Origin of the sequence: Mycobacterium sp. IS-2888 (assembly GCF_001954215.1) — a bacterium.
In the GTDB taxonomy this organism is placed as follows: Bacteria; Actinomycetota; Actinomycetes; order Mycobacteriales; family Mycobacteriaceae; genus Mycobacterium.
The window spans coordinates 59,678-73,232 of sequence record NZ_MBET01000041.1 but is presented as its reverse complement, the minus strand read 5'-3'; the positions used below and the strand labels follow the sequence as shown (position 1 = coordinate 73,232).

Annotated in this window: 15 protein-coding genes; 6 read left to right on the top strand and 9 right to left on the bottom strand. The window is 65.9% G+C overall.

All coding sequences use genetic code 11. The features are described 5' to 3' along the window. Nucleotide 1: 1 nt before the first annotated feature. Nucleotides 2–325 (bottom strand): DUF4333 domain-containing protein, encoded by a 324-nt coding sequence (locus A5745_RS06895; RefSeq protein ID WP_254848505.1) that lies wholly within the window; start codon nt 323–325, stop codon nt 2–4. Nucleotides 326–497: 172 nt separating this feature from the next. Between A5745_RS06895 and A5745_RS06890 the strand changes: the two genes are divergently transcribed. Next, the gene (locus tag A5745_RS06890) at nt 498–947 is read left to right on the top strand and encodes a hypothetical protein (protein WP_083662769.1); all 450 of its coding nucleotides are present in this window, start codon (nt 498–500) and stop codon (nt 945–947) included. Nucleotides 948–978: 31 nt separating this feature from the next. Here the strand turns inward: A5745_RS06890 and tpx are convergent, their stop codons facing one another. Further along, nucleotides 979–1,473, bottom strand: a complete 495-nt coding sequence (tpx, locus tag A5745_RS06885) for a thiol peroxidase (RefSeq protein ID WP_076057932.1) — start codon at nt 1,471–1,473, stop codon at nt 979–981. 110 nt (nt 1,474–1,583) lie between these two features. Between tpx and A5745_RS06880 the strand changes: the two genes are divergently transcribed. Both A5745_RS06880 and A5745_RS06875 read left to right on the top strand, forming a co-directional pair. Continuing rightward, nucleotides 1,584–2,534 (top strand): GlxA family transcriptional regulator, encoded by a 951-nt coding sequence (locus A5745_RS06880; RefSeq protein ID WP_076115559.1) that lies wholly within the window; start codon nt 1,584–1,586, stop codon nt 2,532–2,534. An 11-nt stretch (nt 2,535–2,545) separates the two neighbouring features. Beyond that, nucleotides 2,546–3,277: a DJ-1/PfpI family protein gene (locus A5745_RS06875; RefSeq protein WP_076115558.1), complete on the top strand. Its 732-nt coding sequence runs from the start codon at nt 2,546–2,548 to the stop codon at nt 3,275–3,277. A gap of 6 nt (nt 3,278–3,283) precedes the next feature. Here the strand turns inward: A5745_RS06875 and A5745_RS06870 are convergent, their stop codons facing one another. Beyond that, a complete protein-coding gene (locus A5745_RS06870; RefSeq protein WP_076057934.1) occupies nt 3,284–3,760 on the bottom strand; it encodes a nuclear transport factor 2 family protein in 477 nt (158 codons plus the stop codon). Nucleotides 3,761–3,818: 58 nt separating this feature from the next. Here A5745_RS06870 and A5745_RS06865 point away from each other — a divergent pair, with 58 nt between their 5' ends. Further along, nucleotides 3,819–4,586, top strand: a complete 768-nt coding sequence (locus A5745_RS06865; RefSeq protein ID WP_076115557.1) for an SDR family oxidoreductase — start codon at nt 3,819–3,821, stop codon at nt 4,584–4,586. A gap of 8 nt (nt 4,587–4,594) precedes the next feature. Here the strand turns inward: A5745_RS06865 and A5745_RS06860 are convergent, their stop codons facing one another. Together A5745_RS06860 and A5745_RS06855 are read right to left on the bottom strand one after the other, a co-directional pair. Next, on the bottom strand, nt 4,595–5,368 hold the full coding sequence (locus A5745_RS06860; RefSeq protein WP_076115556.1) for a YqjF family protein: 774 nt from the start codon (nt 5,366–5,368) through the stop codon (nt 4,595–4,597). A 40-nt stretch (nt 5,369–5,408) separates the two neighbouring features. Beyond that, a complete protein-coding gene (locus A5745_RS06855) occupies nt 5,409–6,065 on the bottom strand; it encodes a hypothetical protein (RefSeq protein ID WP_076057937.1) in 657 nt (218 codons plus the stop codon). Between the two features lie 100 nt (nt 6,066–6,165). Here A5745_RS06855 and A5745_RS06850 point away from each other — a divergent pair, with 100 nt between their 5' ends. Next, nucleotides 6,166–7,572 carry a TIGR00366 family protein gene (locus A5745_RS06850; protein WP_076115555.1) on the top strand — a complete coding sequence of 469 codons (1,407 nt, stop codon included), beginning with the start codon at nt 6,166–6,168 and terminating at the stop codon, nt 7,570–7,572. A gap of 6 nt (nt 7,573–7,578) precedes the next feature. On the opposite strand, the gene A5745_RS06845 is transcribed toward A5745_RS06850, so the two are convergent. Then, nucleotides 7,579–8,664: a serine hydrolase gene (locus A5745_RS06845; protein WP_076057939.1), complete on the bottom strand. Its 1,086-nt coding sequence runs from the start codon at nt 8,662–8,664 to the stop codon at nt 7,579–7,581. 187 nt (nt 8,665–8,851) lie between these two features. On the opposite strand from A5745_RS06845, the gene A5745_RS06840 reads away from it, so the two are divergent. Further along, nucleotides 8,852–9,319 carry an SRPBCC family protein gene (locus A5745_RS06840; RefSeq protein ID WP_076057940.1) on the top strand — a complete coding sequence of 156 codons (468 nt, stop codon included), beginning with the start codon at nt 8,852–8,854 and terminating at the stop codon, nt 9,317–9,319. A 34-nt stretch (nt 9,320–9,353) separates the two neighbouring features. On the opposite strand, the gene A5745_RS06835 is transcribed toward A5745_RS06840, so the two are convergent. The 3 genes from A5745_RS06835 to aceA form a co-directional block, all read right to left on the bottom strand. Continuing rightward, the gene (locus A5745_RS06835; protein WP_076057941.1) at nt 9,354–10,517 is read right to left on the bottom strand and encodes an LLM class flavin-dependent oxidoreductase; all 1,164 of its coding nucleotides are present in this window, start codon (nt 10,515–10,517) and stop codon (nt 9,354–9,356) included. Nucleotides 10,518–10,702: 185 nt separating this feature from the next. Continuing rightward, a complete protein-coding gene (locus tag A5745_RS24975) occupies nt 10,703–11,083 on the bottom strand; it encodes a hypothetical protein (protein ID WP_240562934.1) in 381 nt (126 codons plus the stop codon). A gap of 111 nt (nt 11,084–11,194) precedes the next feature. Then, on the bottom strand, nt 11,195–13,483 hold the full coding sequence (aceA, locus tag A5745_RS06825) for an isocitrate lyase ICL2 (RefSeq protein ID WP_076057942.1): 2,289 nt from the start codon (nt 13,481–13,483) through the stop codon (nt 11,195–11,197). Nucleotides 13,484–13,555: the final 72 nt, after the last annotated feature.

The window sequence follows — 13,555 nt, the reverse complement described above, 5'->3', positions numbered from 1 at the left end:
GTTAGCTCGGGTGGGTCTTGACGTCGAACTCGACCCGCTCGCCCTCAACCTTGGTGATGCGCATGTTCGCGACGTACGGCGTGCCCTCCGGACCGGTGAAGTGACAATCGAACTGTCCGCCGACTTTGGCTTCCACCCCCGACGGGCAATGCACGTCGGTCGGATGGAAGCCGGTTTGCTTGGAGACGACATCGACGACCGACTGGGCCGCGCCGTCGGGTTTGATGGTCGCCTTGGAACTACAGCCGGCCAGCTGCACAGCCACTAGGCCGACGAGCATCCCCGCGAGGACACGGACGCAGGCACTTCGGATGAACGGTCGCATCGCTGTGCTCCTTTGCCGCACTCGCGCTGAAAGAATTCTGCGCGGAATCGCAGGCTAACACGCTTTCATTGCGATACAACAGGTTACGAAGATAAATGAGCATGGGCTGCAAAGGTGAACGGTAATGGCACTTCGACACGTCGCGATAGCTGCAACTTTCGCTGTGGTCATCCTGGGTGCGGGGACACCGGTAGCGCACGCAGACCGGCCCCAGCCCGTCCCGCTCTACGGCTCGTACAACACGTTCCTCGATCATTCGAAGCAGACCTTCAACGGCCAACCGCGGGCATCGGAACCGTCGACGCAAGCCGCCAGCTTCACCACCAACTGCGACGCTTCCGGCTGCGTCGCGCACTGGCTATTGGTGGAGCAGTTGCGGGAAAACCCCAATGCCCCAGCGTTGTTCGACTACCAGTGGGCGGGCGACCGGTGGGTGTCGAGCTCGGACTACCCGTTCCACTGCGACGACGGCGGCACGGTCGCGACCACCAGATCCGACTTCCTGGCGCCCAACGGTGACGGAAGCTTCCGCGGCGAGCGGACTTTCGCGGTCGGCGCGCCGGGATGTCCCGGAGATGGTCCCGGGATGTATTGGCTGCCGTTTACCTTGACGCCCACCTGAGCGCCGCCATCGCGCTGACCCGACGAAGGTTCTAGCCGACCGCCGCCAGCGCAGCGTCGTAGTCCGGCTCCTGGGCGATCTCAGGCACCAACTCCGTGTACGCGACGTTGCCGTCGGCGCCGATCACGACCACCGCGCGCGCGAGCAGCCCGGCCATGGGGCCGTCGACGATGCCGACGCCGTAGTCCTCGCCGAAGCCGCCGCGGAACGCCGACCCCGTCTTGACGTTCTCGATGCCCTCCGCCCCGCAGAACCGCGCCTGCGCAAACGGCAGATCTTTGGACACGCACAACACCGACGCCCCGCTGGAGGCCGCACGCTCGTTGAAAGTCCGCACGCTGGTCGCGCACACCGGTGTGTCGATCGAGGGAAAGATGTTCAGCACCACGGGCTTACCACTGAACTGGTCGTTGCTGACCGCGCCCAGATCCGTACCGGTCAAGGTGAAGGCCGGGGCTTGAGATCCGACGGCGGGTAGCTCGCCGACAGTGTTGATCGGGTTTCCACGCAAGGTTATCTGTGCCATGGCCACAGTCTGCCAAGCCCGGGACCGCCACCCGGGGCCAGGTCCGCATGTCCTAATTCGTGGGCTGCACGGCGTAGACGCCATGCCCCCGCGTGGCCAACACTGGATCCATGGCTCGCAAAGTGGTGATCGTCGGCTTTCCCGGCGTGCAGGCACTCGATGTGGTGGGGCCGCATGACGTCTTCAGCACCGCGTCGCTACTGACCGACGGCGGATACGACGTCGTGGTGGCCTCCGCCGGCGGCCAATCCGTCGGCACCGCCACCGGCCTGTCCTTCCAGGCGGCGCAGCTACCGGATCCGGACGACCCGCTCGACACCGTGGTGCTCCCCGGCGGCGGGGGCGTCGACGACGCGCGAACCGACAGTGAGCTGGTGACGTGGATCAAAGCCGTCGCCGGCACCGCCCGCCGCATCGTCACGGTCTGCACCGGCGCCTTCCTTGCCGCCGAGGCTGGGCTGCTGGACGGCTGCCGCGTGACCACACACTGGGCGTTCGCCGGGCGGTTGGCGCGCGAATTCCCGGCCGTCGACGTCGACCCCGATCCGATCTTCGTCCGTAGCTCCGACACGGTGTGGACGGCCGCGGGCGTCACCGCGGGAATCGACCTCGCGCTCTCGCTGGTCGAGGACGACCACGGTACCGAGCTGGCGCAGACGGTGGCCCGTTATTTGGTCCTTTACTTGCGGCGCCCGGGCGGTCAGACGCAATTCGCGGCGCCGGTATGGATGCCGCGCGCGAAACGGCCCTCGATCCGCGAGGTGCAGGACGCCATCGAGTCCGAACCGGGCGGCTCGCACAGCATCGGCGAACTGGCCCGCCGGGCGACCATGAGCCCCCGCCACTTCACTCGCGTCTTCACCGACGAGGTCGGCGAGCCGCCCGGTCACTACGTCGAACGCATCCGCACCGAAGCCGCTCGCCGGCAGTTGGAAGAGACCGACGACACCGTCGTGGCGATCGCTTCGCGATGCGGCTTCGGAACCGCAGAAACCATGCGGCGCAACTTCATTCGCCGCGTCGGTGTCTCGCCCGATCAGTACCGCAAGGCCTTCGCCTGAGAGGACGCAGCATGACCCAAATTGCCTTCGTGGCCTATCCCGGATTCACCGCCCTGGACATGATTGGACCCTACGAGGTGCTGCGAAACCTTCCGGGCGCCGAGGTGCGATTCGTCTGGCACGATTCCGGGCCGATCACCGCCGATTCGGGCGTCCTGGTCATCGGCGCGACGCATTCGCTGGCCGAAACACCTTCGCCCGACGTGATTCTGGTGCCCGGCGGCCCGTCGACGCCGGTGCATGCGCGCGACGAGCGGCTGCTGGACTGGCTGCGTCAGGCCCACCGGACCGCCAGCTGGACGACGTCGGTGTGTTCGGGGTCGGTGATCCTTGCCGCGGCGGGCGTGCTCACGGACCGGCGCGCGACCTCGCACTGGATTGCGCTTCCCGCGCTAAAGGCATTCGGCGTCATCCCGGTGTCCGACGAGCGAATCGTGCGTCAGGACAACGTAATAACGAGCGCGGGCGTGTCCGCCGGCCTGGACCTCGCGCTGTGGCTGGCCGGGCAGATCGGCGGTGAGGGCCGCGCGAAGGCGATCCAGCTGGCGATCGAATACGACCCACAGCCACCGTTCGACTCCGGGCACATGTCCAAGGCGTCGGCGACCACCAAAGCCGCCGCGACCGCGCTGCTGTCCCGGGACAGCATGAAGCCGGCCAACCTCAAGGCCACCACGTTGCTGGCCTGGGAGCAGGCGCTGACGGCGGTCCGGTCGCGCCGGCGCAAACGCGTCTCGGTTTAGCCCGAGCTAGGCGTTGGGCTGCAGGATCTCTGTCGACGCGAGCTGTCCGCCGGCCTGCATCCACGCGGCCACGACCGCCGGCGCGTCGCGGCCGGGGTTGTAGATGTCTTCCTCGCTGGAAAACAGGCCGTTGCCGCCATAGACCAGCCGAGTCCAGTTCGGGAACCAGAACGGCTCGCCGTCGGGGTCCGTGGGGTGGTCGAGCAGGTTCTTGATCATCATGACGATCGCGTCGTTGTCGTCGTCGTAGGCGATCCACCCATTGGGGAACCGCATGTGCGGGAACGGGGCCATGACCGCGACGATCCAGTCCCGCACCGCCTCGCGCCCGTGGAAAACGCCATAGTGATGTTCGGTGTAGACGACGTCTTCGGTGAAGAGATCGGCAAAAGGTCGCCAGTCACCCGAGGCGCTGCAGCCCTCGACGACGGTGGTGTAGTTCGCGAAGGCTTGCTCGATTTCGGCCCTGGTGAATTTGCCCATGACGGACACACTAGAACGTGTTCCGGTTTTGGGTGGCTCGTATGGATGGGGATATCGGATGAACGTGTTGGACTTGTTCAGCCTGAACGGCAAGCGGGCCCTGGTAACCGGGGCGTCCAGCGGCATCGGCAAGGAAGTCGCGCGGGCGTTCCTGCAAGCGGGCGCGGAAGTGGCCATCGCGGCACGGCATTCCGAGGTCTTGGAGGAGGTCGCGAATGAGCTCGCCGCCGCGGGCGGCAGGGTGCTGCCCGTTTCTTGCGACGTGACCCGGCCGGACCAGGTCGACGGGATGCTGGACCGGGTGACCGCCGAGCTGGGCGGCATTGACATCGCGGTCTGCAACGCCGGGATCGTCGCCGTCACTCCGATGCTGGAGATGTCCCCGGAGGAATTCCAGCGCATTCAGGACACCAACGTGAAGGGCGTGTTTCTGACCGCCCAGGCGGCGGCCCGGGCAATGGTCCGGCAGGGACAAGGCGGAGTCATCATCAACACCGCCTCGATGTCCGGACACATCATCAACATCCCGCAGCAGGTCGGCCACTACTGCGCCTCGAAGGCGGCGGTCATCCACCTGACCAAGGCCATGGCCGTCGAATTCGCGCCGCACAAGATCCGGGTGAATAGCGTCAGTCCGGGCTATATCCTCACCGAGCTCGTCATGCCCATGGCCGAGCTACACGCGCTGTGGGAGCCCAAGATACCGCTGGGCCGCCTGGGCCGGCCGGACGAGCTCAGCGGCCTCTACCTGTACCTGGCCAGCGAGGCATCGAGCTACATGACCGGTTCGGACGTCGTGATCGACGGCGGCTACTGCTGCCCCTGACCGCGCGGTTATTCGACGGTGCGGGCGCGGCCGAACCGGGTTCGCAAGCCGGGCGAAAACAGCGCACGCAACCGATCTCCGGCGGGTCGCACCGCACCGGCACCCACCAATTCGTCGCTCAGCTCGACGATCTCGGCCGCGCGCAATGGCCACGGCTCGTGCTCGATCGGCACCCACCACGTACGGCCGCTCCTGCGGGTGTGCGCGCCCCACCGGGCGGTAAGCCACACCTCGAGCGGTGTCGGCTGGATCGGGTCGCCAACGGTGACCGTGACCCGGCTGCGCAGGCCGCGCCGGGGCCAGCGGCGGACGCTGTCGTACGTCACCTGGTCGCCGTATCGCGCCACCCGCATCCGCGACCAGGTGTAGGGGACGCCGAGGCCGATCCGGATCGCGGGAACGGCGGCCAGGCGCGCCGTTTCCGCCGACCGGAACACGATGCCGTGTCGTCCGGCGTCATCGACCGTGTAGAGCCGGACGTTGGTCTCCGCGAAGCTGCCGAAATATGGCAGCGGCAGCGTGGTGCCGACCTTGGTGCTGCTCAACATGAACGGAACCAGCGCCACGTACGTCAACCCATCGGCGAAGACATCGGGGCGGGTTCCGGGCGGGCACAGACCTGCGACGGTCTCGGGCCGCACCGGCCAATGGATGAAAGTCAGATCGTCCCAGCGCTGCTCGAAGGTGACCCGACCGGGCAGCGGCGGCGCGACGATCGGGTACCCGGCGAGATCCGGGCTCCCATCCGACTCAGCGGCCGGCGGCCCGGGCGTGGTGGTCACTCGCTCATCGTGGCACGGCGGAGGCCGTCGCCGTCGCGATCTATGGCTCTATCTGACCGGAGATTCCGCGCTCGATGCTGGCCTGCGTGGTGGACGGCAGCACGACGAGGCCATCGAGTTCCTTGCGGGCCCGGTCGTAGGCGTTCTGGCGTTCCTGCGGGGCCGCGGCGGCGTCTGCGGCCACCCGCAACAGGTTTTGGGCCCGCGCGATACGCTGCTGGCCTTCTTGGGAGAAGTCGCTGCGGCGCCGGCGCATCGCCTCTGCCTCCGCGACGTTGAAGGCGCTCACGTATTCCTCGACTGCGGACAGGTACTGCGCGGCGGTCTCCCGATCATCGAGGAGATCTTCGGCTTTGACGGGCCGCAGGAAATCCGCTCGGAGCTTTGCTTTGTGGAAGCCGATCGTGAGCGGGTTACGCATGTCGGTCATGAGGGGGAAGTCGAGCAGCTTGGCGAAGTCGAGCTCGTAGTCGAGCCAGCGTTTGTCGGTGCGGCTGTGCTCCTCCAGCACCCGTTTCAGCGACTGCCATTGAGCCACCTGATTGTTGGCGCTGCGTTCGGGCGGCTCGGCCATGGGCTCGGGCGATTCGGCAGCGCGCGGTCGGTTGCCGCGAAAGGCCCGCAGCGCGCCGATGACCAGGCCCACCAGCGGCAGCAGCAAAATCAGGAACTCCGCCAGCCGGATAAGCACACCCACACCGCCAGGATGCCACCGAGCGGCTAGCGGTTGCGTAAGGCAAGGTTTAGACGACCGAACGAAACCACACGCGAGCGAACGACCACGGTAAAGGAAGCCGATGACCACGGAAGAAGATCGACACGTCGAACGAGGCGGGTTTGTTCAGCGCCTCACCGCGCTGTGCGTCCGCTACGTCGAACGGCTGATGCCGGACCCGTATTTGTTCGCGGTCATCCTGACCCTGATCGTCGTCGGGTTGGTTGCGCTACTGGTCCGGGGCGCCACGGCCTCCGGCATTCTCAAGGCGTGGTACGGCGGCGTGTGGGGGCCGCAGAACATCTTCACCTTCGCGTTCCAGATGGTGCTCGTCCTGGTGACGGGTTACACGCTGGCCGAGGCGCCGGTCCTGAAGCGGGCCATCGTCCGTCTCGCAAGCAAGCCGACCAACCAGGTTCAGGGCGCCCTGCTGTGCTTCTGCGTCAGCACCGTGTTCTCCCTACTGAACTGGGGACTCGGCCTGGTGGCGGGGGCGTTGGTCGCGCGCCAGGTCGCAAAGCGACTCACCGGTGCGCATTTCGGCTACCTGATCGCCGCCGGGTTCATGGGTTTCATCGTCTGGACGCAGGGTCTGTCGTCGTCGATCGCGCTCGCTAACACGGACCCGTCCAGCCCAATCAACGTGATTCACAAGATGACCGGCACGATCGTGCCGCTAAAGCTGACAATTTTTCAGCCGTACAACGTGGTCGCGGTGCTCGTCGTGTTCGCCCTACTCGGCACCGCGATCTGGCGCATGGCACCCACGCAGAGCCTCGAGCCCGACCCCGCGGTGTTCGAGGAGGAGCCCGAACCGGACCCGCCCGAGGGCAAGCGGAGCTTTGCCGAGTGGCTGGAAAATTTGTGGATCCTCAATGTCGTTGTCTTCGCCGCGGGCGTAACGTACTTCGCGCTGAGCGGCTTTGCGCTGAACATTTCGTCGATAATCATGCTGTTCACCGTGACGAGCGCTTTGCTGCATCGCACGCCGATTCGTTTCATCCGCGCATTTTCCGCTGCGGCAAGGGTGTCCGGCCCGCTGCTGCTGCAGTATCCGCTGTACGGCGGAATCGTGGGGCTGCTGGGTTACCTGCCGACGGGGTCGAGCAAGGCGCTGCAGACGGTGTTGGCCGAGGCGCTGGTGCGGGGCGCGGATCAGTACACGCTGCCGTTTCTGACGTTCGTCGGTTCGGTCCTCATCTCGCTATTCGTGCCGTCCGGCGGCGGGCACTGGGCGGTGCAGGGGCCAATAGCGGTCGGTTCGGCCGTGGCGGTTGGCCAGCACTCGTCGGCTTACCTTGGGCTGATGTCGATGTCGGTCGCGGTCGGCGAGGGCGTCGCGAACATGATTCAGCCGTTCTGGCTCTTGCCGGTAATCGCGATCGCGAAGCTCAATGTGCGCCAGGTAATGGGCTTTACGGTGATCGCGTTCCTGATCGGGTTCGGGGTGGCGGGCGCCGCGGTTCTCGTTGCGCCCCATGTGCTTTGATGCGGGCTACATCCAGAGTTTCGCCAGCGAGTCGGCAAGCGCTTCCGGGTCTTGCTTATCGGTGTTGCAACTGATGGCCACCGAGGTTGCTCGGTCCTTGCTGATGCGGAACGCCGTGACGAACCCGCCCCAGGCGCCGTCGTGATCGAGCATGCCGTTGGCTAGGACGTAGATCCCGGCGCCATACTTGTCGCCGCCCGTCGGCTCGGTCGGCACCGCGCCGGCCAGTTGCGCCTCCCGCAGCTTGGGTCCGCCCAGGCGGCCGGTTCGGTAGTTGTCCGCCCAGTAGACCAGTTGGCTTGGCGTGGTCTGGATGCCGCCGTCACCGACCTGCTCCCAGCCCGATCGGGTCGCCCGGTACCCTTCGCTGCCCTTCTCATACGCGATGGCTTTGCCGGGAACCTCTCCGGTCGGATCCAAGACCATTGCCAGACTCAACGGGCGGAAGATTTCCTCGGCGAGCAACTGCGCCAGCGGTTTCCGCGTGATCCGGCGGACGATCTCGCCCAACAGCAAGTAGTTGGAATTCGAATATTCGAACCGCGAACCGGGTGGAAACTCCCCGTTCGGCACGCCGACCAGCGCCTGCAGGGCTTGATCCTGCGTCGTATGGTCGCTCAGCTCGAACCCCTGCGCCTCGAGCAGCCCGACGTACTCGGGGATGCCGCTTGTCTGGTGCATCAGCTCTCCGACGCTGATAGTGCCGGCCCACGTTGGCAGTTCGGGCAGGTATCGGGATAACGGGTCGTCGAGCGTTGCCTTCCCTGAGTCAACCAATAACAGCAGCGCGGTGGCAGTGAATTGCTTGGAGACCGAGGCGATGTCGAACACGGTTTGCGCGGTGATCGCATTGCCGTTTGACACGTCGGCGACGCCGCGAACTCCCGTCCAGACGACTTTTCCCTTGATGCCTACCGCTGCCGAGCATCCGGGTCCGCCGGCCTCGATAGCGGCGTCGAGTATGTTCTGGCTACGGTTTGTCGCGGCGTCGTGATTCGTTGTAGTGCTGGCGGGCGCAGCGTTTCGACCATTGGAGCAGCCGCTGAGCGACAGCATCGCCGCGAGGATTAGTACCGGCAGTCGCATTACCATGTTTATTCACAACATCTTTCGCGTCCGCAGGCGCTGCGACGCGGAGCGGCCGGCCTCGATGCGTGCCGGCAGGCTGAAACGGCGTCGGCTTGACTCACAGGGTGAGTATGCGCCTGACCTGGCGTGGACGGTAAGGTACCCGGCAATCCCATTCGGGGTCATTTGGTTGTCTCATCAGGGAGTCGGCATGGCGGGTCGGAAGTTTTCGTTCGAGATCGACAAGACCAGTAGCGCGCCGGCCGCAACGTTATTCCGGCTCGTGGCGGATGGTGCCAATTGGTCGAAATGGGCCAAGCCGATCGTGTTGCACTCGAGCTGGGCGCGGCGAGGTGATCCGGCGCCCGGCGGCGTCGGGGCTATCCGCAAGGTCGGGATGTGGCCCGTACTGGTGCAGGAGGAGACCGTCGAGTACGAGCAGGATCGCCGGCACGCCTACAAACTGGTCGGACCCCCCTCACCGGCCAAGGACTATTTCGGCGAAGTCGTGTTCACGCCGAATGCGGCCGGCGGCACCGACATTCACTGGACAGGCTCGTTTACCGAGGGAGTTCGCGGGACCGGTCCATTGATGCGGGCCGCGATGGGCGGTGCCGTGCGGTTTTTCGCGGGCCGCCTGGTGAAGGCGGCCGAGCGCGAGTCGGCCGGCCGACGGTAGCGATTATTCCTGCGGCTCAGAGCTTTTCGAGCCGCTATTTCGAACTGACTTCGTCCTGGTACTTCTTGGCCATGTGCTCGACGGCCTGCAGCTGCGACTGCGCGAGCCCGTCGCGCACCTGGCCGGCGCGCGCCGCGGCATCCAGCGTCGGCTGCGCCTGACCCTGAAAGTGCGGTATGACTTCGGCGGCGAACAATTCGGCGGAGCGTTTGGTGGCGGCCGGGTTGGCCCACTCGTGGCCCATCTGCAGGAAGCAGCCGAAGCCGCCGGACTGATCCCACACCCGCTGCACTTGTTCCCGCGCGCGCTCGGGAGTCCCGATGACACCTGCCCCGTTGTCGTTGATGACGTCGATCATCTCGTCGAGCTGCTCTCCCGGCATCGTCATCTGTGGGAAGGCGGCCACTTTCTGGAAGTAGTTGAACCACGACTCGATGCCGAATTTCACGTCGGCGCGCGCTTGTTCGTCGGTCTCGGCGATGTGCATCGGCCCGACCAGGCTCCAGTCCTTGCGGTCGACTTTGGTGCCGAAGGCTTCCGCGCGCTCCTCGACGATGCCCCAGTGATACGACAGCGCGTTGAAGCCCTCGACGGTCAGCGTCGCCCCGATAGAGAGCAGGCCGATGCCGTGCTTGCCGGCCAGCCTCGCGCCGGTCGGTGAGGCTACCGCGGCCACCGCCAGCGGGATCCCGCCGTCCGAATATGGGGCGAGCTGCAACTTGGCGTCGAACAGCTGGTGTGTCGCGGTTTTCGCGCTCACAGTTTCTCCCGCCAGCAACCGGACGACGATGTCGAGGTTGGTTTCGAGAAGCTCGCGAGTATCGGTGGGATTCAGTCCGATCATTGCCGAGTCGGTGGGCAACGAGCCCGGTCCCATCCCGCCGATCACGCGACCATGGGTGAGGTGATCGAGCAGCATCAGGCGGTCGGCGACCCAAAGGGGGTTGTGATACGCGAGCGAGATGACCCCGGTCCCGAACCGAATCCGCTTGGCCCGCTCGGCCGCTGCGGCGATGAAGATCTCCGGTGAGCTGATGATCTCGCTGCCGGCCGAATGGTGCTCGCCCAACCACACCTCGTCGAAGCCGAGGGCGTCGAGGTGCTCGATGAATTCCAGGTCGCGTTGTAGCGCAAGCGTGGGGTTGGTGCCCGCGCGATGGAATGGGGCGATGAAATAACCGAACCTGAGCTTGGCCATTGAGGTCCCTTTGCAATCGAGTTGTCCGAAACCATAACCCGAATGCGCGATCCGCCCTAGACCTCCGGAGATGGCTCAGCCGGTGGGGCCAGCTTTGCATGACCCCACCGGCTTGGGAGCAAGTCTCCGTTTCTGAAGTGCTTTAGCGCACGCTCGATACCGGCATGCTCAGGGACGGCATGCGATCACGGATATCCGCCGCAGACGTTGCCGACGCAACCGCCGCCACCGCCCGGTCCACCGCCGCCTCCGCCGACGCCGGGAACGGTGCCACCGCCGCCACCGGGACCGCCGCCACCCGTGGGGCCACCCGGGACGCTGCCACCGCCGCCGCCGGGGCCGCCACCGCCAGTGGGGCCACCGGGGACGGTGCCGCCGCCCGTCGGAGCGCCACCGCCGGTACCCGGCGCCGTGGTTGGCGCGACGCTGGTCGACGAAGTGGTGGTTGGTGTCGTCGTTGTGGTACTGCTGGGCCCTTTATTGCCACCGCCCCCACATCCGACCGCTGCGACGAGCATGGCCGCGCCGCCAAAAAGCGCGACAGCAGTTCTGGCTTCGGATCTCATCAGATTCCCCACTCTCCACTCGCGCCACACTTATCCAATTCACCTGTCGTACCCGGGCATGCAGCAGTGCAAACAGGGTCGAAGGTAAATCTGGCGCGGGCGGGCGGGGCCCTAACCCTCCTTGGTGATCAGCTTGCGCAGCGCCACGCGGTCGGGCGTGAGCAACTCTGCGATGCGCGGCTTGTTCACCTCGGCGACGATGATCTCGCCGACCTCCTGGTAGACCTCGCTGAAGATGCCGTGCGACTTCATCTTCGAGGTCTGATACTGGTTGTCCTCGGTGGGCGTGACGTAGTACACCGCGTCGGCCTTGAAGCGGTGCACGAGCCAGAGGTGGATCAAGGTCATCAGCCGCTTCTTGCGCAGCTTTTCGGCGAAGGTGTTCTGGTCGCGCACCGTGAGGATGCTGCGGCCGTGGCGATCCTTGATGGGATCGACGACGACATTGGCCAGCTGCTCGTCCCCGTCGCCATAAATCCCGAGTTCGAGCACATCCGACCCGGGGCGGCGGGGCCGCAGCTGGACGCGAAGTTTCTCGCCTAGCTGGTAGTGCTCGCTCCACAGCGCCAGCCACTCCTCCAGCAGCTTCTTCGGCACCTCGGTCTGCACGAGGTGCTGGTGCTGGGTCGAGCCCTTACCCATTGCCTTGGTGGTCGCCGTGCGGCCCGAGGATGCGGCCAGCGCGGCATCACTGCGCGGGCCACCGACCAGGGTTTGCGGCGTGCGGTAGGGAGATTCGACGAGGCGCATCTTGCGCTGCAAGCGCGCCAGCGCCAGCATGCCGTCCTGCCGCAGCGCACCGGCGAATTCCTCGGCGGCGACGCCGTCGATCTGGTGTCCGCCATAGGTGATGAAGTTGAAGACGAAGCCCATCTTGCCGAGCTCTTCGGGGAAACGCTTCATCTCGTCATCGGTCATGCCCGTGGTGTCCCAGTTGAACGACGGCGAGAGGTTGTAGGCCAGCATCTGGTCGGGGAATTCGGCATGGATCGCCTCGGCGAACTGCCGGGCATCGGCCAGATCGGCGGTCTTCGTCTCCATCCAGAGGATGTCGGCGAACGGCGCCGCTGCCAGCGACTTGGCGATCGCGTAGGGAATACCGCCGCGGATCTGGTAGTAGCCCTCCGGCGTCTTGGCCAATTCGCAGTCCCACGGCGGATCAAGGCCCAGCTCCTTGGCCTTCTCACGGGCGGCGAACAGAGATGCACGCTCGGCGAACCGGCGCCAGTCCCCGGGGCTCATGTCAGCGGGCTCGTCCTCGCTCTCGCCGAATTCGAGCACCTCGGCCACGGCCTCTCCATAGGTCATCAGCCCGGCGTCGTCCTCCCAGGCGGCCACGAACCGCGACTCGACCTGATCGAAGAGATCGTCGATCGAGTGCTGCCCGTTCTCGCGCCACGCGTTGACGGCGTCGGAGACGAGCCCCTGGATGCCTTGGCGCTCGAGCCACGCGGTGGCGTTGGCGTACTCGGCGTCGGACATCGCATAGAGCAGGTGGCCGTTGAGTTCCTTGACTCCCAGCTCGTAGAAGCGCCGAACGAGTGCCAGGAAGCAGGCCTTGTAGGACGGGATGTTGAGGTTGGTGGCACCGAGCAGGAACGGCTGGTCGCGCTCGTCGGCGCGGCTGTCGAGCAGGTTGGCCGCTTCCGCGTCGGTGCGCGCCACGATGATGCCGGGCACCCGCATGACGTCGAGCTGGAAACGGGCGGCGTTGAGGCGCTTGATCTGTTCGTCCGACGGGACCAGCACCTTCCCGCCCTGGTGGCCGCACTTTTTGGTGCCCGGACGCTGGTCTTCGATGTGATAGCCCGGGACACCGACCTCGACGAACCGGCGGATCAGGTTGCGCACGTGCGGATCGCCACCGTGTCCGGTGTCGGCGTCGGCGATGATGAACGGCCGGAAGTCGTATTCCTTGGCCGCTTCGCGCTGCTGCTCGGTCATATGCAGCCGTTGATACTGCTGGTTGCGGTCGGCGGTCAGAAGCGCGCGCACGAGGACCGCGGCGTCGTCGGGAACCTGGCTCAGCGGGTAGCTGGCCAGGTCGGGCCCCGGGTCTTCGGTGGTGGAACCCTTGGCGGAGGTCGCCCAGCCGCCGAGGTAGATCCCCTCGATGCCCATCCGCTTCATGCTCACCGCCTGCCCCGGCGAGTAGGGCCCGAACGTCGTGATGCTCTTCTTGGCGGCGAAGAGTTCGCGCAGGCGCTTGTAGAACGCCCCAGCCGCTTCCCGCGCCACGGTGTAGTCGGTGGGGATCGTGCCGCGCTGCTCCGCTACTTGCCGGGCGGTGTAGAGGCGAATAATTCCGGCGAACCGCGGGTCGTCGAAGTATCGCTGCGTGGCGGCGACCTCTTGGTCGAACGGTGCGGGAACTTCAGTGTCCGCGTCGATGATGGCCATGAAATTACGCTCCTCTTCAGCACGATTCCGCTGAATGTGAGTCTATCCCCGGGTAACACGGTTCAATCATCG